This is a genomic window from Pseudomonas sp. WS 5410 (genome assembly GCF_012985645.1).
Lineage (GTDB): Bacteria > Pseudomonadota > Gammaproteobacteria > Pseudomonadales > Pseudomonadaceae > Aquipseudomonas > Aquipseudomonas shahriarae.
This window is the reverse complement of the sequence record NZ_JAAQWS010000011.1, coordinates 121,680-142,410: the sequence shown is the minus strand read 5'-3', so window position 1 is coordinate 142,410 and position 20,731 is coordinate 121,680. Positions and strand designations below refer to the sequence as shown.

The following is a 20,731-nucleotide window of genomic DNA, read 5'->3' as shown; positions in this document are numbered from 1 at the left end:
AGGGAAACGTAAAGTGGCTCAGCACCCAATGGATATCAAGTTCGCCCACCGCTTGTCTTATAAACAAGCCAGACTGACTGTGCTGGTCGGTTTCGTATTGGGAACCTTGCTCAGCCTGATCCAAATCGGCATTGATTATGCCAGCGAAGACGCGTCCATCAACCGTGAAATACACGCGCTGATTGAAATCAGCCATAACCCCGCCTCACGCATCGCCTACAACATCGACGCCGAACTGGCCCAGGAACTGACCCTGGGCCTGCTGCATTCCCCCGCCATCACGCGGGCACAGTTGGTCGACAACAATGGCCTGGTGCTGGCTGACGTTAATCGGCCGCGCACAGAGAGCAGCTACCGCCCCATCAGCGACTTTTTGTTCGGCGCCAACCGCCAGTTCGAAAACCGGTTGTATCTTACCCATATGCCCGGCGAATCCCTCGGCGTATTGCGCCTTGACGTCGATACGTACGCGTTTGGCAGCCGATTCCTACACCGAGCGGAGATCACCCTGCTCAATGGCTTTGCTCGCAGCCTGATCCTGACCGGCATCCTTCTAGGCCTGTTCTACGTGATGCTGACCCAACCCCTGGTGCGGATCATCCGCGAGCTGAGCACCCGCAGCCCCGGCAATGCGCCCCTGGCTCGCCTGGACTGCCCGCCGGGGCACGAACACGATGAGATCGGTGTACTGGTCAATGTCGCCAACCAACAGTTCGAGAATATGGAGACCGAAATCCAGCAACGGCGCCACGCCGAGGACCGCCTGACCGAGTACCTCGGCCAACTGGAAGATATTGTTTCGGCGCGTACCACCGAGCTCAAGGCGATCAACCAGCGGCTAAGCCAGTCCAACGAGGAACTGGAAGCGTCGAAAATGACTGCCCTGGGCATGGCCCAGGCGCGTGCGGCCTTCCTCGCCAACATGAGCCATGAAATCCGTACCCCGCTCAACGGCCTGCTCGGCATGATCGCGCTGTCCCTGGACAGCACACTGAATGCCGAGCAGCGCCAACAATTGTCGATTGCCCATGACTCCGGCAAGGTCCTGGTAGAACTGCTCAACGATATTCTCGACCTGTCCAAGTTCGATGCCGGGCAACTGGAACTGGAGAGCATCCCTTTTGATCTCGGCTCCCTGGTGGAAGACACCGCCAACCTGCTGTCGCAGAACGCCGCCCCCAGCGTCGAATTGACCTGCCTGATCGACCCGCAGTTTCCCGCCCAGGTCGTGGGTGATCCGACCCGGGTGCGGCAGATCGTCAGTAACCTGCTGTCGAATGCCTTGAAGTTCACCCGTTTCGGCCGCGTCGACGTACGCCTCAGTGCACAACCCGATGGCGTGCGCATCGAAGTGTGCGACACCGGCATCGGCATTGCCCAGGAGGCCCAGACGCGGATTTTCAAACCTTTCACCCAGGCGGGCGCCGGTATTACCCGTCAGTTTGGCGGGACTGGCCTGGGGTTGGCGCTGACCCACAACCTTTGCGAGGCCATGCGCGGGCGGCTGACCATCAGCTCGGAAACCGGCTTCGGCAGCCAGTTCTGCGCCGAACTGCCACTGCCCGCCCACACACCGGCGGCGCGGCTGGGACCATTGACCGGCGAGGTCGCGGTGATTACCGGGGCCAGCAGTGGCCTGGCAGAACTGCTGCTGACCTTGCTGCCGCACTGGGGATTGACGCCGCAGTGCTACACCATCGACGACGACTTGACTGGCCTGGCGCCGGACATCCTGATCACCGACTGCCCCGAGTGCCTGTTCCGCCTGCGCCCGACCGTCAGCGCACCGATCCTGCTGATTACCGCCTACGGCAACTTCATGCCCAGCGAAGAAGTGGCCGCCCTGGCGCCCCTGCAACAGCAGGCTCGCCCGCTGAGCCGCGCTGCGCTGTATCAGGTCCTGCACCGCACCCTGCGCGCCGACAGCGAAATCGTCCTCGACCTGGCCCAACTGGAAACCGGCCCGGTCGCGCATCGGGCGCGCATTCTTTTGGTGGAGGACAACCCGGTCAATCAACTGGTGGCCAAGGGCATGCTCGGCAAGCTGGGCTGCGAGGTGGTGGTCGCGGCCCATGGCGGCGAGGCACTGAAGCAACTGGAAGAACAGCGCTTCGATATGGTGCTGATGGACTGCAACATGCCGGTGATGGATGGCTATGAGGCGAGCCGGCAGATTCGCCGTAGCGGGCGCTGGCCGGAGCTGCCGATTGTCGCGCTGACCGCCAATGCCCTGGCCGAGGAGCGCGAACGGTGCCGGGCCGCCGGTATGAACGACTACCTGGCCAAACCCTTCCGCCGCGAAGAACTCAACGCCCTGCTCGACCTCTGGGTGCCGACTACGACAAGTCTGTGATCTGCCTGAGCAACTGGTCGAGGCCATGGCGCAAGGCGTCCGCCTGGCTCAGGTCCACACCACTGTCACACAACAGGCGGGCCTTCAGCGGCTGGACGCGCTCACGCAACGCCTGGCCCGCGTCGGCAAGGCACAAGTGCACTTCGCGCTCATCCCGGGTACTGCGCCGGCGCGTGATCAACGCCAGCTGTTCGAGGCGCTTGAGCAACGGCGTCAACGTGCCGGAGTCGAGCAACAAGCGCTCCCCCAGCGCCTTGACCGTCGGCTGGGGCGGCGCAACGGCGTGCCACTCCCACAACACCAACATGACCAGGTATTGCGGATACGTCAGGCCCAACTCGTCGAGCATCGGTTTGTAGGCCCGCGTCACCGCCCGGGAGGCGGCGTACAGCTTGAAGCACAACTGGTCATCCAGGGCCAGGGATACGGCAGGCAAGTCGGTCATTTGAGCAACGCTTCGATCTCTTGGGTCAGTTCCTGAGGTTTGGTGGTGGGGGCAAAACGCTTGACCACCTGACCGTCGCGACCGATCAGGAACTTGGTGAAGTTCCACTTGATGCCCTTGGAGCCCAGCAGACCCGGTGCGCGCTGTTTCAATTGCACAAACAGCGGGTGGGCCTCGCCGCCGTTGACATCGACCTTCTTGAACAACGGGAAACTGACGCCGAAATTCAGCTCGCAAAACTCTGTAATGGCCCCCTCGTCACCCGGTTCCTGCTTGCCGAACTGATTGCACGGAAAGCCCAATACCACCAGGCCCTGGTCCTTGTACTGCTGCCAAAGCTGTTCAAGGCCTTTGTACTGCGGGGTGAAACCGCACTTGCTGGCGGTATTGACCACCAGGATCGCCTTGCCGGCGAAGTCCGCCAGGGTCTTTTGCTCGCCCTTGATGGTGGTGCAGGGGATGGTCAGCAGGTTGTTGCTCATGAGAACGCCTCGGATGCAGAGAAGGTTGTGAAAACATAGCGAGCAATTAAATTGCATGCAATTTAATTGACCAGACTGATAACCCAACATCAGCTTGTGACGAGGGGGGCTTGCCCCCTCGCCACCACAGCCCCTCGCTACAGGGGATTTCAGCGGGGAACCAGGTCCAGGCACACCGAGTTGATGCAGTAACGCAAGCCAGTAGGCGGCGGACCATCCGGGAACACATGCCCCAAGTGCGCATCGCACCTGGCACAGGTCACTTCAGTACGGATCATCCCGTGGCTGACATCACGAATCTCAATCATCGCGCTATCAGCAATCGGCTCATAAAAACTGGGCCAGCCACAACCGGCATCGAACTTGGTCTTTGAATCGAACAGTGGCTCATTGCAGCAAATACAGTGATACACACCATCGGTCGTAGTCGCGTTGTACTTGCCGGAAAACGGCCGCTCGGTGCCCTTGAGACGGCACACTTGATACTGCGCCGGGTCGAGCATTTCCCGCCATTCATCCAGGGTCTTATCCAACTTTTCCATCAATCCACCTCGACAACTGAAAAAGCCTGATCTGTGTCTTTTCCATGGATCAGGCGGCACGTATGATTGCGCCTCTTCAAAGCGCCAGTCTGGCACCCGCGTTATCGGCATTCAAACGTATTTATGGGTCAGGCCACACGCAGGATTCCCAGCACGGTAGTCTTCACATCGTCTGGATCGTTCATTTTCGGGATCACATCGCCATGCAGGTCAGCAAATCGAACAAGCTCGCCAACGTCTGCTACGACATTCGCGGCCCAGTGCTCAAGCACGCCAAACGCCTGGAAGAGGAAGGCCATCGCATCCTCAAGCTGAACATTGGCAACCCGGCGCCCTTTGGTTTCGAAGCACCGGACGAAATCCTCCAGGACGTGATCCGCAACCTGCCCACCGCCCAAGGCTATAGCGACTCCAAAGGCTTGTTCAGCGCGCGCAAGGCCGTGATGCAGTACTACCAGCAAAAGCAGGTGGAAGGGGTCGGTATCGAAGATATCTACCTGGGCAACGGCGTCTCCGAGCTGATCGTGATGGCCATGCAGGCCCTGCTCAACAACGGCGACGAAGTGCTGGTGCCGGCGCCTGACTACCCGCTGTGGACGGCGGCCGTGACCCTGGCGGGCGGCCATCCGGTGCATTACCTGTGCGACGAGCAAGCCAACTGGTGGCCGGACCTGGCTGATATCAAGGCCAAGATCACGCCCAATACCAAGGCGCTGGTGATCATCAACCCGAACAACCCGACGGGCGCGGTGTATTCCAAGGAAGTGCTGCTGGGCATGCTGGAACTGGCGCGCCAGCACAACCTGGTGGTGTTCTCCGACGAGATCTACGACAAGATCCTCTACGACGACGCCGTGCACATCTGCACCGCCTCCCTGGCCCCGGACCTGCTGTGCCTGACCTTCAACGGCCTGTCCAAGTCCTACCGGGTGGCGGGTTTCCGTTCCGGCTGGGTGGCCATCTCCGGGCCCAAGCACAATGCCCAGAGCTACATCGAAGGCATCGACATGCTGGCCAATATGCGCCTGTGCGCCAACGTGCCGAGCCAGCACGCGATCCAGACCGCGCTGGGTGGCTACCAGAGCATCAACGACCTGGTACTGCCGGCCGGCCGCCTGCTGGAGCAGCGCAACCGTACCTGGGAACTGCTCAACGACATTCCCGGCGTCAGTTGCGTCAAACCCATGGGCGCCCTGTATGCGTTCCCACGGATTGACCCGAAGGTCTGCCCGATCCACAACGACGAGAAGTTCGTCCTCGACCTGCTGCTGTCGGAAAAGCTGCTGGTGGTCCAGGGCACGGCGTTCAACTGGCCGTGGCCCGACCACTTCCGTGTGGTGACCCTGCCGCGCGTGGATGACCTGGACATGGCCATCGGGCGCATTGGCAACTTCCTGAAGTCCTATCGCCAGTAACCCGGCTTTCGCTGTACGGCCCGCAAAAGGTCGTACAGCGAGTATCTGGCAACACATTCTGTACCCAGATACACCTTCTGCTCCGCCCGCTTCCCCTCTACCCTGTACTTACCCGCAATCGTGGGGCGCAGACGCCAGCCAAGGGCAATTTTCACGGGTCCCAAGCCTCGGAAAATCCCTGCAAGCCTCTACATTCATGCTGTAGGACACAGTTTGAAATAGTCGCCCGGTTGAATAGCCCACTGCCGCACCTTATATACCCCGCAGTACGCGACATATTAAGCATGAGGAGAATTCTACAACCATGATGCGCATCCTGCTGTTCTTGGCCACTAACCTGGCGGTCGTGCTGATTGCCAGCATCACCCTGAGCCTTTTCGGCTTCAACGGGTTCATGGCGGCCAACGGGGTTGATCTGAACCTCAATCAGCTGCTGGTTTTCTGTGCCGTCTTTGGTTTTGCCGGCTCGATCTTCTCGCTGTTCATCTCCAAGTGGATGGCGAAGATGAGCACCAGCACCCAGATCATCACCCAGCCACGCACCCGGCATGAGCAATGGCTGCTGCAGACCGTCGAGCAACTGTCCCGCGAAGCCGGGATCAAGATGCCCGAAGTCGGCATCTTCCCGGCCTACGAGGCCAACGCCTTCGCCACTGGCTGGAACAAGAACGATGCTCTTGTTGCCGTCAGCCAGGGTTTGCTGGAGCGTTTCTCGCCCGACGAAGTGAAGGCCGTGCTGGCCCACGAGATCGGCCACGTCGCCAACGGTGACATGGTCACCCTGGCATTGGTCCAGGGCGTGGTGAACACCTTCGTGATGTTCTTTGCACGGATCATCGGCAACTTTGTCGACAAGGTGATCTTCAAGAACGAAGGCGGCCAGGGTATCGCCTACTACGTGGCGACCATCTTTGCCGAACTGGTACTGGGCTTCCTTGCCAGCTCCATCGTGATGTGGTTCTCGCGCAAACGCGAATTCCGCGCCGACGAAGCCGGCGCGCAACTGGCCGGTACTGCCGCCATGATCGGCGCCCTGCAACGCCTGCGCTCCGAACAGGGCCTGCCGGTGCATATGCCGGACACCCTGAATGCCTTCGGCATCAACGGTGGCGTCAAGCAAGGCCTGGCGCGGATGTTCATGAGCCACCCGCCACTGGAAGAGCGGATCGACGCACTGCGTCGTCGCGGCTGACAGCCAGCGGGTAAAAAACTGCTCGTGTCAAGCCCTGAGCGCAAATCGCCCAGGGCTTGAAACTCTATATGGGACGCGAGGTTAGCTCTGTTTCGGGCAGTTTGGATTGACTGCTGCGTTGTGGGCTAGGTGCCACATAAGAGCGATGAGGAAGAAAGCCGGAGCGCGTTGCATCGGGGGACGTTTCCCAACAGCAGGCCGACTTGCCTTTCTCCTTTCTCTATAGTAGCCCAACTGCCCCCGGAACGACAAAGCGCAGCCTCAGGCTGCGCTTTGTCGTTGAAGTGGCGGCAAGGTCGTCAGGTCTGTTTCTGCGGAACGACCTTGGCGGTCGTTCCTTTCCTGAATCCACGATCCCCCGCCATGAATGCCTCCAGCATGTGCGGGATCAGCGTCGCCGCATCGACCGTTTCGCCGTAGGTCTGCGCATGTAGCGCGGCATAGCGGTCAAGGTCTGTCTTCAAGCCAGCGGGACATGCGAAGGTCAGCTTGACACTCTCGGTCTTCGGCAGCGGCCCCAGCCGCAGCTTCTTGGTCGTGCTCATCGCATCGCTCCCCGGTTGAAGAACAACGGTTGGTACGGCCGAAGCACGAGATCGCGGTTCACGATGATGCGAACCGGCAGGCCCGGCCGCTCGGTCAACGTCGGCTGGATGTTCATGTTGCGCCGGGTCATCTCCTGGCCTACCTGGTTCACGCTGTCCTGCAAACTGCCCTGTCCGGCGATGATGACGCGGTTGCCGTCCTGCCGGTTCTGCGGCGCGGCCAGCTCGGCGCCCACGCCCAGCAGCGTGGTCAGAGCCGCGCCGGCAAAAACGCGATCCCAATGCCAATCGACCCCATCCTCCAGGCCGGCATAGCCGGCCGGGTCGGTACCCGCCAGGTTGTCGAGCGTCAGCGAAGACGTGTCCGGCAGGATGATGCGGTTCCACACCACCTGCACGCGGCTCTGCCCGTAGCTCACCTGGCTGTTGTACTTGCCCATGAGGCGCGAACCCTGCGGGATCAGCAGGAACTTACCCGTGGCCGAGTCGTAGACAGGCTCCGTCACCGTGCCGATCACGTCGCCCGGCAGGTCGGACTTGATACCCGTCACCAGCGCGCCAGCGATCACCGTTCCGGCCATGACCTGGTACGGCGAAGCCGGCAGGGTCAGTTGGCCGGAATTGCGGGTTTCCGTAGAAGCGCCTTTCAGGAAAGCCTCTTTCTGGTCTTGTCGGTTCTGCACGGCGGTCGGGTCGGACGCGGATTGTTGAGTTTGTGCCGCCGTCGAGGCCGGCCCGGCGGCGAGCGGATCAAAGCCCGCCAAGGCCGATGCCGGGCCCGCCGCAGCGGCTTGCGCAGTCGCCGGTGCAGCGGTCTTGCCTGGATTGCCCGAGCGGAAGAACACCGTCGAGGCCGCAGCGGCATCGGCTTCCTTGCGCCGAGCATCCTCCGGGTCGTGGCCTGGCGGCGCATAGGCCGGTGTCACCGGCTGCTGTGACTTCACGATGGCCGGGCCGAGGTCGCCCGGCAGCGGTGGCCCCAGCTCCGGCACCTTCGCCGGCAGCTTGGAATAGTCGGAAGGCAGGCCGTCCAGCCCTTCGGACTTCGAGACGCGATCCACGTTGTACAGCTCGGTTTGCTCGCCCGCGCCGCGCCGATGCGGCTGCAACGACCAGATCGTGGCCCCAAGCACGGCGACCGACAGGCCGCCGGTGAGGATGGCTAGCGTGCGCCGATTCAACCGAGTCACCGGACGCGGCTGCGCGCGCAGCGCCATTGCCTCGGGCGCCACCTTGCCGGTCTGCGGCGCGGCATGGTCGGGAATGTCGTCCTGGCTCATGGTCAGTTCCTCCGCGTGCCATCCGTGCGCTCGATCCGCACCACGTCGCCCTTGTCCCCGCCCAGGCGCAGTTCGGCCGCGCCAAACAGCCGATCCACGATGTAGTACGGTGAGCGGAATCGGTAGTTGACGAGCTGGCCGTCGCCCTGCGCGCCGATCACGAACAGCGGCGGCAGCTCGCCTTGGGCAATGCCCGGCGGAAACTGGATGTAGACCTTCTCACCGTCATCGAAGGCACGCAGGGGCTTCCACGGCGGATTGCTGCCGCTGACCGCGTAGCGGAAACGGATCTTCTCCAGCGACAGGCCCGCATCGACCGGCGCAGCGGCGCTGGCCGCCTGCGCCTGGCGCTGCAGGGCCAGCATCTTGTCCTTGGGGTACTCCCAGGACACCGACGCCATCCACGTCTTCTCGGTCGAGGTCAGCTCCAGCAGGTAGGTGCGTCGGCTTGTGGTGATGACGAGATTCGTCTTCAGGCCCGAGCGGATCGGCTTGACCATCACGTTGACGCGCAACGCCTCACCGCTGCCGCTCGATGTGTCGCCCACGATCCAGCGCACCGTGTCGCCAGCGGCGACCGTCACCAGTTCCTCGCCGGGCTGGAGCGCGATCACCGTCACACGGCCCACGGCCGCATAGACCTGGTACAGCGCGCCATCAGTGAAGGGCCACACCTGAATCGCATTGACGTAGCCCTCGCGCGTGGGCGCGATGCGCGCCTCGGCATTGGCGCGGGCCACGCGCACGGTTTCATCGGCGGGTTCCACCGCAGACTTGGCATCCGGTACGGGCTTCATCTGCGCCGGCATCGGCAACACCTCGGGCACGGTCACGACCTCCACCGGCTTCGGCGCCTCGGGCAGCGGCTGGGCTTGCACCGGCTCGTCGAGCGAGATGACCGGCGGCGGCTTGCCCTGCGTGGCGCAGCCCGAGAACAAGACGCTGGATGCCAGCAAGATCAGCGGCAAGGCGGATTTACGGAAAATCGCATTCATGGTTTTGCTCCTTCGTTTCCTTCCAGTTCGCGGCTCCACGACAGTCCGTTGACGTAGATGCCTAAGGGGTTCTTACGCAGGCGCTGCTCGGTGCGCGGGGTCTGCTGCACGATGGAAATCACCGCGTTCCAGCGCTCGGTGCGATCCAGGGCGCCGTTGACGTAGCGCGTCTCCGTCCAGCGCACGTTGAAAGACGTGTCGCTGGCGCGGGTCACGCTGGTGATCTGCACCGTCACCGACTCCTTGCCGATGCGCGCGAACGGATCGTTCACGCGGGCGTAGTCGTTTAGCACCACGGCGCCCTTGTCGGTGGTGTAGTTGTAGGCATCGAGCCAGTTCTGCCGAACCACGATGGGGTCGATGGACAGCGAGCGCACCAGGCCGATGAAGCGGCCCAGGTGGTAGGCCACCTGCGCATCGCTGGGCCGGTACGGCGTGGCGGCTTCGCCCACGGTACGCACCTGCCCAGCCTGATCGACCTCGATCACATAGGGCGTCACGATGGACTGCGCCGAGCGCCAGACCAGGCCACCGGCCATCAGCAATGCGAGAGCGAGGCAGCCGAAGGCCATCAGGCGCCAGTTCTTCGCCTGCACGCGCGGCGAGCCGATGCGCTCGTCCCAGACCTGGCCTGCGGCTTGGTACGGCGTGGCGGGCTGCGACGTGTCGGCGTAGCGCACCTGGGGTCTTTTGAATCGCATGGTCTATCTCCTTATGAGTCGGAATCGCGCAGGCTGGGGCCTTGGCTGGAGCTGCCGCCATCGCCACCGCGCAGCGTGTGGGCGGCAGTCGTCGCGGCATGGGTCAGTTGCTGCCTGCGATGCAGGCGCTTGGCCCAGGCGGGCTGTTCGGCAGCGGTAGGCGCTGCCGAATCGGCTGCGCTCTGCGGGCCACTGGATGCAGGGGCGTCATCCGGCCGGAAGGCAGCGGCGACACGCTCCTTCATCGAGCGCGCGCCATCGGCCACCTTCTGCCCGGCGGCCTGCGCGCCGGTCTTGGCGACATTGCCCACGCCGGCGGCTGCGCCTTTGAAGCCACCGCCAGCGGACGCGGAGCCGGCCTGAAACGCCGACTTCGCGCTGCTGGCGGCCCCGACGGCGGCACGTGCACCGCTGCCGGCCAGCTTGGCCGCAGCCGGAGCCATGCGCGCGCCGGCTGCGACAGCACCGCCGACGCCCGTGGCCGCTGCACCCACGGCAACCGCAGCGCCGGCCGCGCCCAGCGCGGCACCGGCCATCGCGCCCGCGCCGAGCTGCGGGCCACCCGACACCAGCCCGGCCGCAATGCCTGGCCCGAAGATGCCCAGCGCCAGCAGGGTCAGCGAGGCCAGCATGACAACGACCGAATGGTCGATGGATGGCTCGGCCGGCTGCACCTGGAACTCGGCGAACAGGCCCGAGCCAATGCCCACGATGACGGCCAGCACCAGCACCTTGATGCCCGAGGACACCACGTTGCCCAGCACCTTTTCTGCCAGGAACGCGGTCTTGTTCCACAGCGCGAACGGCACCAGCACGAAGCCCGCGAGCGTGGTCAGCTTGAACTCGATCAGCGTGATGAAAAGCTGGATCGCCAGCACGAAGAAGCACAGCAGGACGATCAGCCAGGCGAGGAACATCACGACGATGGGCGTGATGTTCACGAACACCTCAGGAAATCCCGCCATGTCGCCGATCTGCTTGAGGATCGGCGCCCCGGCGTCGATGCCGACCTTGGCCAGCCTGCCCGGTTGCAGGAAGTTCTCCATGCTCAGGGTCGAGCCGCTGGCGGTCAGGCCCAGGCCCGCGAACGAACGGAACACGATGCCGGCCAGCCAGTTGAAGTTGCCGATGATGTAGGCGAAGGCGCCGACGTACAGCACCTTGCGGATCAGCTTGGCGATCACGTCCTCGCCCTGGCCGGTGGCATGTCCCATCGCCCAGAAGAGCCCGGCGATGGTCATGTCGATGACGATCAGCGTGGCAGTGAGAAAGGCCACCTCGCCATGCAGCAGGCCAAAGCCCGAGTCGATGTAGCGCGAGAACGTATCGAGAAAACGGTCGATGATGGTCACGTCGTTCATGGCGAGTCCTCCTGCCCTGGCCCGTTGCCATCGGCGGGCTCATCGAAGCTGGGCGGAATCGGCGGCAGGTCGGCGGGCGTCTGGTACTCGCCGGGGCCGGCCTTGCCGGAGAGAAAGCGGCGCAGGTCGGCTTGCGCCACCTGCGCGCAGAACGCGCCGCCGTGCTCGCCCGCACGGCATTGCGCGCGCAGCGTGTGCAGCCGGGACGGGTCAGCGGCCAGTGCATCCACCGCGGGCGGCCGGTCGCAGCCGGCCAACAGGGACGTGAGAGCGAACAGGACGGGCGCGTTCTTCATGGCCGTCCCCGTCAGCGGTTGTAGAAATGGACGGGCTGCGGCGTGTACGGCGTGCCTTCGCCCAGGAAGCGGCGCGTCACCTCGCGCCCGCGCTCCGTGGCCGCGGCCTGCCTCGCCAGCTCCAGCGAGGCGGCCCGGTCTTGCGTGATCTGGAGCCGCTGCGTCTGGATCGACTGCTTGGCCTGCAGGGCGAGCAACTGGTTCATGGCCTGCATCGCCTGCAACGCGCCCTCCGCCGACTGGCTCTTGCCCACGAGGTCGGCCAGCACGCTTTCGTCGTCGCTCAGGTTCTGCGACGCTTGGGCCTGCATCTGCATGGTGGTCTGCAGGCCGTTGAGCGTGTTCTTCCAGCGCTCCTGCGCATCGAGGTACATCTGATTGCCGCTCACCGTGGCGGCGTACTTCTCGGGGTACAGGCGCGAAAACTCGCGGTCGATGTTCGTCACGTCGTAGGCCAGGCCTTTGGCCTGCGCGATGAGGCGCTGGGTGGTCGCCAGGTTCGCGCGCAACTGGCCCACCACGCTGGACGGCAGGCTGGCCAAGTTGCGCGCCTGGTTGATGAGCATCTGCGCTTCGTTCTGGAGCTGGCGGATCTGGTTGTTGATCTGCTCCAGCGTGCGAACGGCGGTGAGCGTGTTCTGCACCAGATTGGTCGGGTCGAGCACGATGTCGCCGACGCCGAACAGCGCGTGCGCGGGCTGCGCGATGCCGAAGGCGAGCACGCAGGCGGCGGTCAACGCGGCGAGCTTGGGAGCATGGGTTTTCATGGGTGGTTCTCCTGCGGATGGGTGGGAACAAAGGCGGCGCCCGGCGGCGTGCCGGGGAAGTCACGCAGCAGCTCGGCCGCCCAATCGAGGCTGCGGTGGCGCAGCCATGCGGCTGCGAACGTGGAAGAAGCGGTGGAAGCCACGGTGAGCACCGCGTCGATGTCGCGCTGGTCTTGCGGCGTGGAAGCGCCCGCGAAGGCCAGCACCGCCGGCCCCAGGTCAAGGTCGAACAGGCGATTGCCGAGACGGGATTGGTAGTAGTAGTCGCGCTTGGGCTGCGCGGTGGCGACGATCTCGATCTGCCGGCTGTTGAGGCCGAAGCCTTCGTAGATCGTGCGAATCTGCGGTTCTGTCGCCTGCGGATTGGCCAGGAAGATGCGGCTGGCGCAGCTCTCAATGATGGCCGGCGCGATGCTCGAATCCTTGATGTCCGCGAGCGACTGCGTGGAGAAGATGACGCTGACGTTCTTCTTGCGCAGCGTCTTGAGCCACTGGCGAATGCGCGCGGCAAACGCGGGCTCGTCGAGGAACAGCCACGCCTCATCGAGGATCAGCAGCGTCGGCGCCCCGTCGAAGCGCTCATCGAAGCGGGCGAACAGATAGCGCAGCACCGCCTGCACCGCAGCCTTGCTGTGCATTAGCTCTTCCATCTCGAAGCCTTGCACGTCGGCCATGCCCAGTCGGTCGCGGTCGGCGTCCAGCAGCTTGCCGTGGGCACCGCCCAGCACATAGGGCGCGAGCGCCTGGCGCAGCGCGTTCGATTGCAGCAGCACCGACAGGCCGGTCATGGTGCGCTGTTCCACCGGCGCACCGGCAAGGCTGCCAAGTGCCGACCAGACCGCCGCCTTTTCTTCGGGGCCGACGGCGACACCTTCGTGCAGCAAGCGGCCCTCGATCCATTCGGCGGCCCAGGTTCGGTAGCCATCGCGGTCGATGCGCGCCAAGGGCTGGAAAGCGATCTCGCCATCCAGCCCGAGGTCGTAGTGCTCGCCGCCGAGGCCCAGGATCGTGGCGCGCATCGAGCGCCCCATGTCGAACGCGAAGATGCGCGAGCCGCGATAGCGGCGGAACTGCATCGCCAGGGTGGCGAGCAAGACCGACTTGCCCATGCCGGTCGGGCCGGCCACCAGCGTGTGGCCCACGTCGCCGATGTGCGTCACCAGCCGGAACGGTGTCGCGCCTTCGGTGCGCGTGACGATCAACGGCGGGCCGTCGAGGTGTTCGTTCTTCTCCGGCCCGGCCCACACGGCGGACACCGGCATCAGGTGCGCCAAATTCAGCGTCGAGACGATGGGCTGGCGCACGTTCGCGTAGGCATGCCCCGGAATCGAGGACAGCCACGCATCCACGGCGTTGAGCGTTTCGGGGATGGTGACGAAGCCGCGCCCCTGGATGACGCGCTCCACCATGCGCAGCTTTTCATCTGCCACGGCGGGATCGGCATCGAGCACCGTTACCGTGGCGGTGAGGTAGCCGAAGGCCACTTGATCGCTGCCCAGCTCCTGCAAGGCGGCGTTCGCGTCGGCGGCCTTGTTGCTGGCATCCGTGTCCACCAGCGGGCTTTCCTGCTGGAAGATCGTTTCGCGCAGCAGCGCGATGACGTTCTTGCGCTTGGCGAACCACTGGCGGCGCAGGCGGGCGAGTTCTTTTTCCGCCTCGGATTTGTCGAGGCAGAGAAAGCGCGTGCTCCAGCGGTACGCAAACCCCAGGCGGTTGAGGTCGTCCAGAATCCCCGGCCAGGTCGAGGTCGGGAAGCCCCGCACTGTCGCAATACGCAGGTGCTGGTCGCCCAGCATCGGCGCGAGGCCGCCGACCAGCGGGGCATCGGCCAGCAGCGCATCGAGGTGAAACGGCACTTCAGGTACGCCCACACGGTAGCGCCGCGTCGAGATAGCCGCGTGCAGGTAGGTCAGCGTCTGGCTGTCGTCCAGCCAGGCAATCTCCGGCATCACGCCATCAAGCAGGTCAAAGACGCGATCTGTTTCCGCGATGAAGGCGGTCAGTCGCTCGCGCCAGTCCACGCCTTCGGTGGGACGGTTCTCGTACAACATGCCCGCCGCGCGGGCGCGGGATTCCTCGGGCGGCAGGTACACCAGCGTCAGGTGGTAGCCGCTCTCGAAATGGTTGCCCGATTCCTCGAACGCTGCCCGGCGTTCCTCGTCCACTAGCCAAGACAACGGTTCGGGAAAGTCGGAATGTGGGTAGTCGGCCGCAGCGCGGCGCTCGGCCTCGATGAACAGCGCCCAGCCCGAGCCCATCCGGCGCAGCGCGTTGTTCAAGCGGGCCGACGTGGCGATCAGCTCGCCTTGCGTGGCGCTGTCGAGGTCAGGCCCGCGAAACCGCGCCGTGCGCTGGAAACTGCCGTCCTTGTTCAAGACGACGCCCGGCGCGATCAGCCCGGCCCAGGGCAGCCAGTCGGCCAGCAGCGCGGGCCGCTGGCGGTATTCGGCAAGGTTCAGCATGGCGGCGTCCCCTCACACGTCCAGCAGCGGGCGGTGCTTGATGTGCCGGGCAAACACGGCCATGAACTGCGGATCGACACGCGCACCCCAGACCGCCAGCGCGTGGCCGACGATCCAGAGCACCACGCCCGGAATCCACAGTTGCAGGCCCAGCCCGACGGCGGCGGCCAGCGTGCCGTTGGCAATCGCCACGGTGCGCGGTGCACCGCCCATCAAGATCGGCTCGGTCAGCGAGCGATGCAGCGGCACCTCGAACCCGGCCGCGAAGGTGTCAGACCCGCTCATACGACAGCTCCGCCGGAGAAGCTGAAGAAGGACAGGAAGAAGCTCGAAGCCGCGAAGGCGATGCTCAAGCCGAACACGATCTGGATCAGCTTGCGAAAACCGCCCGACGTGTCGCCAAAGGCGAGCGCCAGGCCCGTCGCGATGATGATGATGACCGCGACGATGCGCGCCACCGGCCCTTGAATCGACTCCAAAATCGACTGCAACGGGCCTTCCCAGGGCATCGAGGAGCCGGCGGCCTGCGCGGTGCCGGCCAGAAACAGCAGCAGCGCGGACAGCAGCAGCCCTTGCGCCGCAGGGCGACCCAGGCTGTGCAGCCGCGACCGTGTGGGCAGGCGCAAAGCCGGATTTGCAGAAAAACGGAAAGCAGGAACGATCATCTGCGTCATGGCAGTTCTCCAGGTTGGTCAGGGGACGGGGAAATCGCCGCAGCGGGTGCGGCATCGGGAAGTGGCAGCAGCTCGGGGAACGGCGTCTCCAGTGCGTCCGCCAGTTGGTAGCCCACGCCGTCGAAGCCGACGACGCGGGCGATGCTCTCGATGCGGCGCTTGCGCCCACGCCCAGCGATGTGGATCACCACGTTGACCGCCTCGGCGATCAGCGCACGCGGCGGGTTCACCGCCACTTCGAGAATCAGTTGCTCCAGGCGCAGCAGCGCGCCCAGTGCGGAGCCGGCGTGGATCGTGGCGATGCCGCCGGGGTGGCCCGTGCCCCATACCTTGATGAGATCCAGCGCCTCGGCGCCGCGCACCTCGCCAACGACCACGCGATCCGGGCGCAGGCGCATGGATGAGCGCACCAGCTCGGTCATGGACACCACGCCAGCGCGGGTGCGCAGCGGTACGTGGTCGCGGGCCGCGCATTGCAGTTCCACCGTGTCTTCGAGCACCAGCACGCGGTCGCCCGTGGCGGCTATCTCGGCGAGCAGAGCATTGGCAAGGGTCGTCTTGCCGCTGCTGGTGGCCCCGGCGATCAGGATGTTCTTGCGCTCGCGCACAGCGCGAACCAGAAAGCCCGCCTGTGCGGCCGTCATCATTCCCTCCACGACGTACCGCTCCAGCGGAATGACGCCGATGGCGCGCTTGCGCAGCGCGAAGGCCGGCCCCGGTGCAGCGGGCGGCAAGATGCCCTCGAAGCGTTCGCCGGTTTCGGGCAACTCGGCCGATAGCAGCGGCTGGCCGCGATGCACTTCCGCACCGACATGGGCCGCGACGAGGCGGATGATTCGCTCGCCATCGGCTTCGGGCATCTCCACGCCCATCGGGGCGCGACCCGAGGACAGGCGATCCACCCAGAGGGTGCGATCCGGGTTGAGCATGATTTCCACCACGTCCGGGTCTTCGAGCGCGGCGGCGATCAGCGGCCCCATTGCCGTGCGCAGCATCTGGATACGTCGGTCAAGCGCCGCAGTGGTCATGGATTGGGGAGTGGTGCTCATGACGCACGCTCCTGGGCCTGGGCGGCTGCCGCCGTGCCCCCCATTCGCATCGGGTCGGGATGCAGTTCCTCCACCACGTCACGCACGAGGCTGCGCCCGCGCAGCAGGTGGCGGCCGAGCTGTTCGACGAACTGCTCGAAGCGCGCCTTGCCCTGGGCGCGGGCCGCGTCTTGGTGGGCCTCGGGAACCGGCGTGCTGACCGTGAGGTAGTAGCGGATGAACAGCGCCAGCGTCTCGATGGCGATGTTCTGGTCACGCTCCATGCGCTCGGCTTGGCGCGACAGCCGATCCAGCCGCTTGGCGATGGCCGCTTCGCGCTGGTCGGCCGCGTCCGGCGACAGCCAAGACGCTAAGGCGGCAGCGACGATGCTGGACTTGGACACGCCTTTCTTGGCGGCCAGTTCATCGAGCCGCTGGGCGTGCTCGGGCTGGATAAAGAGGTTCAGGCGGTAGTGGCTCATAGCTCGATTCCGTCGTTGGGGTCGAGGGATGCCAGCCGGGCCGTGCGCTGCATGGCCGGATCAAGCTGGCGCGGAAGGGGAAGCGGCAGGTCGTCGTCGTCATCGAGCAGGCCGAGGTCGGCCGCGGGCGCGGCGCTCTCGGGGTCGTAGGCGACGGCCTCAGTTAGCTCTGGCTGGCGGCGCGGGCAGCCGTCGTCGGCCGTGCCCAGGTGTTCCAGGCCATCGGCGGATGACGTAGCCGGTGCGGCAGGCGTCGGCGGAATCGCCAGTCCGCTCCAGTCGTCGGGGCGTACCGGAGGAACATCGGCATAGCGCCCGGCAGCGAGCACAGGCGGTGACAGCACGCGCCGCTTGAAATTGCTGTCTGCGTAGTAGCGCAGCTTCTTGGCCTTGATCGGCGCGACGCTGGAGACCATCACCACGGCCTCGTCGGGCGGAAGCTGCATGACTTCGCCCGGCGTCAGCAGCGGGCGGGCCGTCTCCTGCCGCGACACCATCAGGTGGCCCAGCCACGGCGCGAGCCGATGACCAGCGTAGTTGCGCTGCGCGCGTAGCTCGGTAGCGGTGCCAAGCGTTTCGGAAATGCGCTTGGCGGTGCGTTCGTCGTTGGTGGCGAACGTCACGCGCACATGGCAGTTGTCCAGAATCGAATGGTTCTGCCCATACGCCTTGTCGATCTGGTTGAGCGACTGCGCGATGAGAAAACTGCGGATGCCGTAGCCCGCCATGAAGGCCAGTGCCGTCTCGAAGAAGTCGAGCCGGCCCAAGGCCGGGAATTCGTCGAGCATCAGCAGCAACTTGTGGCGGCGCTCGATGCCATCGCTGCCGTCGAGTGATTCGGTGAGCCGCCGGCCGATCTGGTTGAGGATCAGGCGGATGAGCGGTTTGGTGCGCGAAATGTCCGAAGGCGGCACCACGAGGTACAGCGATACGGGGTGCTCGACGGAAATGAGATCGGCGATGCGCCAGTCGCAGCGCGAGGTGACTTCGGCCACCGTCGGGTCGCGGTACAGGCCGAGGAACGACATGGCCGTGGACAAGACGCCCGAGCGCTCGTTGTCCGACTTGTTGAGCACTTCGCGCGCCGCAGAGGCAACCACCGGATGCGGGCCATCGCCCAGATGGGGCGTGGTCATCATCCGGTGCAAGGTCAGCTCGAATGGGCTGGCCGGATCGGAGAGGAAGTTGGCGACGCCGCGCAGCGTCTTGTCCTCGCCCGCGTAGAGCACATGCAAGATGGCCCCGACCAGCAGCGCGTGCGAAGTCTTCTCCCAATGGTTGCGCCGCTCCAGCGCGCCTTCGGGATCGACCAGAATGTCCGCGATGTTCTGCACGTCGCGCACTTCATGCGCGCCGCGTCGCACCTCCAGCAGCGGGTTGTAGGCCGCCGACTTCGCATCCGTGGGGTTGAACAACAGGCAATGCGAGAAGCGCGAGCGCCAGCCGGCGGTGATCTGCCAGTTCTCGCCCTTGATGTCGTGGATGACGGCGGACGCGGGCCAGGAAAGCAGTGTCGGCACCACCAGGCCAACGCCTTTGCCGCTGCGCGTGGGCGCAAAGGTCAAGACGTGTTCTGGGCCTTCATGGCGCAGGTACTGCCGGTTATGCTGGCCGAGGAACACGCCGGCTGGCTGCGTTAGACCCGCCTTGCGAATGTCCTCCGCGTTCGCCCAGCGGGCCGAGCCGTAGGTGGTGACGAGGCGTGATTGGCGCGAGCGCCAGATCGACATGCCGATGGCAACCAGCACGGCGACAAGGCCGCTGCCGCCGGCAATCGCGCCGCCAATGTCGAAGACACGCGGTGCGTAGGCGTCGAAGAAGAACCACCACTCGAACAGCCGCCACGGGTGATAGACCGGCGTGCCCAGGAAGTCGAACCAGGGCGAGCCAAGGCGTACTTGATAGCCAAGGGCTGCTGCCGTCCATTGTGTGGCTGCCCACACGCCGGCGATCACGATGCCGAATACGACGGCAATCTGACCGAACAGCACGTTCGTCCCTTGCATGACCTTGTCTCCAATCACGGCACACGGAGGTGCCGCAGCACTGAGGATCAAGGCGCGTGCGCAGGTCGGTCAAAGGCCGTTCTGGCGGCAATTCAGGCTGAAAAGGCCAGATTTCTTGCAAGGGCGAAGACAATAAAAACGCCGCGAACGCGAGCGCGTTGCGGCGTGATGAGGTAACGGCGCGAATTCTGTCGCGGCGTAGCGACTGCGAGGGGCGCTACTTGGATTTCTGCTCGGGTCGATCACCGAAGAAGCGCCGATTGGCGGCTTCGGCCGCGCGCACGCAGAGTTCGTCGCCGACCTTCGCGCGATCCTCCTTGCATTGGCGCTGGAGTTCCTTGATGCGCTCAGGATGGGCCACAAGGTAGTCCACAGTTTCCGAAGGTTGGGATTGACCGCATGCCGCCAATGCGGCGGCGATCATCAGCAGCGGTAGCAATTTGTTCATGGCTCCAGTCCTTTCATCGCAGTTCTGGAAATCTTAGGCAGTGCCAATGTCATCTGTTGAATCGAGGCAAGCAACTCGTTCAATGAAGCGAGTCAACATCTCGCATGGCTCCATGTCGCGGCGAAGTAGATAGGTTGTCAACATCGGTGGTTGTCCCGCTAACGGCCGACCTATGACGCCAGGCTCGCGGCTGCCTGTGATGTGCGCCGTGCCGGCCAACCCCAATGCAATTCCAGCAGAAACGAGTGTCATCATCAGATCGAAGCTGGCGACGTGCTGGACGATCAACGGCTCTTGTTCATGTTTGCGCAGGATACGTTCGACCTGCCGTGCATGGCCCTCGCATACGGCTGGATCGCCCAGAACCAGCGGATGGCGCAATACTTCCTCCAACGGAACGCGCTTATAGGCCAGCACCGGATGGCGTGCCGGCACCGCCAGCATCAATTCATCTTCCCAGGCGGGAGCAACCAAGATGCCATCACCCACGTCATCTGCCATCGAAAATCCAGCATCGTATAGGTCATCGTGAAGACCCTTGATCTGCTGGGCTAGTGGCACTTCAAACAGCCGTATCTCTACTTCGGGATCTTCTTCACGGCATCGTGCCAGCAAGGCCGGCAAGCGCGAAGGCGTCACACCATCGGACAAGGCGATGCGCAACTGACCGTGAAAGCCGTTGGCAGCGGATTTGACGCTATCGCGCGCTTGCTCCAATGCAGCGAAGATGCGCGGCACGTGCTCCAAGAGTAGTCGGCCAGCGCGGGTCAATTGCGTGCTGCGGGTGGTGCGAACGAAAAGGCGTGCGCTAAGTTCTTCCTCTAGTTCCTTGATGGTACGGGATAGCGGCGACTGGTCAATGTGCAGTCGTTCGGCGGCACGAGCGAAGTGGAGTTCCTCCGCAACCGCAAGAAAGCATCGTAGATGACGTAGCTCCATGTTCGTGGATCGAGCTACAGCAGCGACTTGCGCTCGTTGCGAACCCGAATGGCTTCCATTAGTCCCGCGAGCCAGCAGGCGGGACACCCGCGCATAAGATAGATGGCCAAACCAAATAGCCCTGCCGCAGGCCAAAAGTTAGGGGTTAAAACGATGGCGCCCGCAATGGATGTCACGGCCAATGCGCCACGAACCAATTGCGCTTTAACAGAAGTGCTGCAATACATGATGCGCTCCTATCACCTGGGAACGGTGCGACGGGAAGAACTGAGAGATGCTGAGGACGCCCCCCTTGGGCGGCCGCACTACTCCCTCCTG

General features: G+C 64.3%; 21 protein-coding genes. 3 read left to right on the top strand and 18 right to left on the bottom strand.

The features are described from left to right. Positions 1–28 precede the first annotated feature (28 nt). Positions 29–2,353, top strand: coding sequence for a response regulator (locus tag HBO24_RS17430; RefSeq protein WP_170060052.1), 2,325 nt, complete (start codon positions 29–31; stop codon positions 2,351–2,353). Here HBO24_RS17430 and HBO24_RS17425 read toward each other — a convergent pair. The 3 genes from HBO24_RS17425 to msrB form a co-directional block, all read right to left on the bottom strand. Then, a complete protein-coding gene (locus tag HBO24_RS17425) occupies positions 2,337–2,798 on the bottom strand; it encodes a MarR family transcriptional regulator (protein WP_057439172.1) in 462 nt (153 codons plus the stop codon). The two genes, HBO24_RS17430 and HBO24_RS17425, sit on opposite strands and share 17 nt — an antisense overlap. Next, positions 2,795–3,280 carry a glutathione peroxidase gene (locus tag HBO24_RS17420; RefSeq protein ID WP_057439173.1) on the bottom strand — a complete coding sequence of 162 codons (486 nt, stop codon included), beginning with the start codon at positions 3,278–3,280 and terminating at the stop codon, positions 2,795–2,797. The genes HBO24_RS17425 and HBO24_RS17420 overlap by 4 nt, the downstream gene beginning before the upstream one ends. Before the next feature lie 149 nt (positions 3,281–3,429). Beyond that, positions 3,430–3,822, bottom strand: coding sequence for a peptide-methionine (R)-S-oxide reductase MsrB (msrB, locus tag HBO24_RS17415; protein ID WP_115127855.1), 393 nt, complete (start codon positions 3,820–3,822; stop codon positions 3,430–3,432). 203 nt (positions 3,823–4,025) lie between these two features. On the opposite strand from msrB, the gene HBO24_RS17410 reads away from it, so the two are divergent. Together HBO24_RS17410 and htpX are read left to right on the top strand one after the other, a co-directional pair. Continuing rightward, on the top strand, positions 4,026–5,237 hold the full coding sequence (locus tag HBO24_RS17410; RefSeq protein WP_029298044.1) for a pyridoxal phosphate-dependent aminotransferase: 1,212 nt from the start codon (positions 4,026–4,028) through the stop codon (positions 5,235–5,237). Between the two features lie 304 nt (positions 5,238–5,541). Then, complete coding sequence (gene htpX / locus HBO24_RS17405) at positions 5,542–6,429, top strand: protease HtpX (RefSeq protein WP_029298042.1); 888 nt, start codon at positions 5,542–5,544, stop codon at positions 6,427–6,429. Positions 6,430–6,728: 299 nt separating this feature from the next. On the opposite strand, the gene HBO24_RS17400 is transcribed toward htpX, so the two are convergent. The 15 genes from HBO24_RS17400 to HBO24_RS17330 form a co-directional block, all read right to left on the bottom strand. Beyond that, the gene (locus tag HBO24_RS17400; RefSeq protein ID WP_019726312.1) at positions 6,729–6,974 is read right to left on the bottom strand and encodes a DUF2274 domain-containing protein; all 246 of its coding nucleotides are present in this window, start codon (positions 6,972–6,974) and stop codon (positions 6,729–6,731) included. Next, the gene (locus HBO24_RS17395) at positions 6,971–8,254 is read right to left on the bottom strand and encodes a TrbI/VirB10 family protein (RefSeq protein WP_019726311.1); all 1,284 of its coding nucleotides are present in this window, start codon (positions 8,252–8,254) and stop codon (positions 6,971–6,973) included. Before HBO24_RS17395 ends, HBO24_RS17400 begins: the two co-directional genes overlap by 4 nt. A gap of 2 nt (positions 8,255–8,256) precedes the next feature. Next, the gene (trbG, locus tag HBO24_RS17390; protein WP_019726310.1) at positions 8,257–9,249 is read right to left on the bottom strand and encodes a P-type conjugative transfer protein TrbG; all 993 of its coding nucleotides are present in this window, start codon (positions 9,247–9,249) and stop codon (positions 8,257–8,259) included. After that, positions 9,246–9,950 carry a conjugal transfer protein TrbF gene (gene trbF, locus HBO24_RS17385; RefSeq protein ID WP_019726309.1) on the bottom strand — a complete coding sequence of 235 codons (705 nt, stop codon included), beginning with the start codon at positions 9,948–9,950 and terminating at the stop codon, positions 9,246–9,248. The genes trbG and trbF overlap by 4 nt, the downstream gene beginning before the upstream one ends. An 11-nt stretch (positions 9,951–9,961) precedes the next feature. Next, positions 9,962–11,311: a P-type conjugative transfer protein TrbL gene (gene trbL, locus HBO24_RS17380; RefSeq protein ID WP_019726308.1), complete on the bottom strand. Its 1,350-nt coding sequence runs from the start codon at positions 11,309–11,311 to the stop codon at positions 9,962–9,964. Continuing rightward, positions 11,308–11,607 (bottom strand): hypothetical protein, encoded by a 300-nt coding sequence (locus HBO24_RS17375; protein WP_019726307.1) that lies wholly within the window; start codon positions 11,605–11,607, stop codon positions 11,308–11,310. Before HBO24_RS17375 ends, trbL begins: the two co-directional genes overlap by 4 nt. Before the next feature lie 11 nt (positions 11,608–11,618). Continuing rightward, entirely contained in the window at positions 11,619–12,374 is a 756-nt protein-coding gene (gene trbJ, locus HBO24_RS17370; protein ID WP_019726306.1) for a P-type conjugative transfer protein TrbJ, read from the bottom strand. Continuing rightward, complete coding sequence (trbE, locus tag HBO24_RS17365) at positions 12,371–14,836, bottom strand: conjugal transfer protein TrbE (RefSeq protein WP_034112274.1); 2,466 nt, start codon at positions 14,834–14,836, stop codon at positions 12,371–12,373. Before trbE ends, trbJ begins: the two co-directional genes overlap by 4 nt. Positions 14,837–14,848: 12 nt before the next feature. Beyond that, the gene (locus tag HBO24_RS17360; RefSeq protein ID WP_034112276.1) at positions 14,849–15,121 is read right to left on the bottom strand and encodes a VirB3 family type IV secretion system protein; all 273 of its coding nucleotides are present in this window, start codon (positions 15,119–15,121) and stop codon (positions 14,849–14,851) included. After that, entirely contained in the window at positions 15,118–15,510 is a 393-nt protein-coding gene (locus tag HBO24_RS17355) for a TrbC/VirB2 family protein (protein WP_034112278.1), read from the bottom strand. The genes HBO24_RS17360 and HBO24_RS17355 overlap by 4 nt, the downstream gene beginning before the upstream one ends. Next, complete coding sequence (gene trbB, locus HBO24_RS17350; protein ID WP_034112280.1) at positions 15,507–16,559, bottom strand: P-type conjugative transfer ATPase TrbB; 1,053 nt, start codon at positions 16,557–16,559, stop codon at positions 15,507–15,509. The genes HBO24_RS17355 and trbB overlap by 4 nt, the downstream gene beginning before the upstream one ends. After that, the gene (locus HBO24_RS17345; RefSeq protein ID WP_034112282.1) at positions 16,556–17,020 is read right to left on the bottom strand and encodes a CopG family transcriptional regulator; all 465 of its coding nucleotides are present in this window, start codon (positions 17,018–17,020) and stop codon (positions 16,556–16,558) included. The genes trbB and HBO24_RS17345 overlap by 4 nt, the downstream gene beginning before the upstream one ends. Then, positions 17,017–19,026, bottom strand: coding sequence for a conjugal transfer protein TraG (locus tag HBO24_RS17340; RefSeq protein ID WP_034112285.1), 2,010 nt, complete (start codon positions 19,024–19,026; stop codon positions 17,017–17,019). Before HBO24_RS17340 ends, HBO24_RS17345 begins: the two co-directional genes overlap by 4 nt. A gap of 217 nt (positions 19,027–19,243) precedes the next feature. After that, positions 19,244–19,474: an EexN family lipoprotein gene (locus HBO24_RS17335; RefSeq protein ID WP_034112288.1), complete on the bottom strand. Its 231-nt coding sequence runs from the start codon at positions 19,472–19,474 to the stop codon at positions 19,244–19,246. A gap of 33 nt (positions 19,475–19,507) precedes the next feature. Beyond that, positions 19,508–20,413 (bottom strand): LysR substrate-binding domain-containing protein, encoded by a 906-nt coding sequence (locus HBO24_RS17330; protein WP_034112290.1) that lies wholly within the window; start codon positions 20,411–20,413, stop codon positions 19,508–19,510. Positions 20,414–20,731: the final 318 nt, after the last annotated feature.

Bases quoted from the DNA above. Each gene is read 5' to 3' on its own strand.
- HBO24_RS17430 (WP_170060052.1), top strand. From the start codon at position 29: ATGGATATCAAGTTCGCCCACCGCTTGTCTTATAAACAAGCCAGACTG.
- HBO24_RS17425 (WP_057439172.1), bottom strand. From the start codon at position 2,798: ATGACCGACTTGCCTGCCGTATCCCTGGCCCTGGATGACCAGTTGTGC.
- HBO24_RS17420 (WP_057439173.1), bottom strand. From the start codon at position 3,280: ATGAGCAACAACCTGCTGACCATCCCCTGCACCACCATCAAGGGCGAG.
- msrB (WP_115127855.1), bottom strand. From the start codon at position 3,822: ATGGAAAAGTTGGATAAGACCCTGGATGAATGGCGGGAAATGCTCGAC.
- HBO24_RS17410 (WP_029298044.1), top strand. From the start codon at position 4,026: ATGCAGGTCAGCAAATCGAACAAGCTCGCCAACGTCTGCTACGACATT.
- htpX (WP_029298042.1), top strand. From the start codon at position 5,542: ATGATGCGCATCCTGCTGTTCTTGGCCACTAACCTGGCGGTCGTGCTG.
- HBO24_RS17400 (WP_019726312.1), bottom strand. From the start codon at position 6,974: ATGAGCACGACCAAGAAGCTGCGGCTGGGGCCGCTGCCGAAGACCGAG.
- HBO24_RS17395 (WP_019726311.1), bottom strand. From the start codon at position 8,254: ATGAGCCAGGACGACATTCCCGACCATGCCGCGCCGCAGACCGGCAAG.
- trbG (WP_019726310.1), bottom strand. From the start codon at position 9,249: ATGAATGCGATTTTCCGTAAATCCGCCTTGCCGCTGATCTTGCTGGCA.
- trbF (WP_019726309.1), bottom strand. From the start codon at position 9,950: ATGCGATTCAAAAGACCCCAGGTGCGCTACGCCGACACGTCGCAGCCC.
- trbL (WP_019726308.1), bottom strand. From the start codon at position 11,311: ATGAACGACGTGACCATCATCGACCGTTTTCTCGATACGTTCTCGCGC.
- HBO24_RS17375 (WP_019726307.1), bottom strand. From the start codon at position 11,607: ATGAAGAACGCGCCCGTCCTGTTCGCTCTCACGTCCCTGTTGGCCGGC.
- trbJ (WP_019726306.1), bottom strand. From the start codon at position 12,374: ATGAAAACCCATGCTCCCAAGCTCGCCGCGTTGACCGCCGCCTGCGTG.
- trbE (WP_034112274.1), bottom strand. From the start codon at position 14,836: ATGCTGAACCTTGCCGAATACCGCCAGCGGCCCGCGCTGCTGGCCGAC.
- HBO24_RS17360 (WP_034112276.1), bottom strand. From the start codon at position 15,121: ATGAGCGGGTCTGACACCTTCGCGGCCGGGTTCGAGGTGCCGCTGCAT.
- HBO24_RS17355 (WP_034112278.1), bottom strand. From the start codon at position 15,510: ATGACGCAGATGATCGTTCCTGCTTTCCGTTTTTCTGCAAATCCGGCT.
- trbB (WP_034112280.1), bottom strand. From the start codon at position 16,559: ATGAGCACCACTCCCCAATCCATGACCACTGCGGCGCTTGACCGACGT.
- HBO24_RS17345 (WP_034112282.1), bottom strand. From the start codon at position 17,020: ATGAGCCACTACCGCCTGAACCTCTTTATCCAGCCCGAGCACGCCCAG.
- HBO24_RS17340 (WP_034112285.1), bottom strand. From the start codon at position 19,026: ATGCAAGGGACGAACGTGCTGTTCGGTCAGATTGCCGTCGTATTCGGC.
- HBO24_RS17335 (WP_034112288.1), bottom strand. From the start codon at position 19,474: ATGAACAAATTGCTACCGCTGCTGATGATCGCCGCCGCATTGGCGGCA.
- HBO24_RS17330 (WP_034112290.1), bottom strand. From the start codon at position 20,413: ATGGAGCTACGTCATCTACGATGCTTTCTTGCGGTTGCGGAGGAACTC.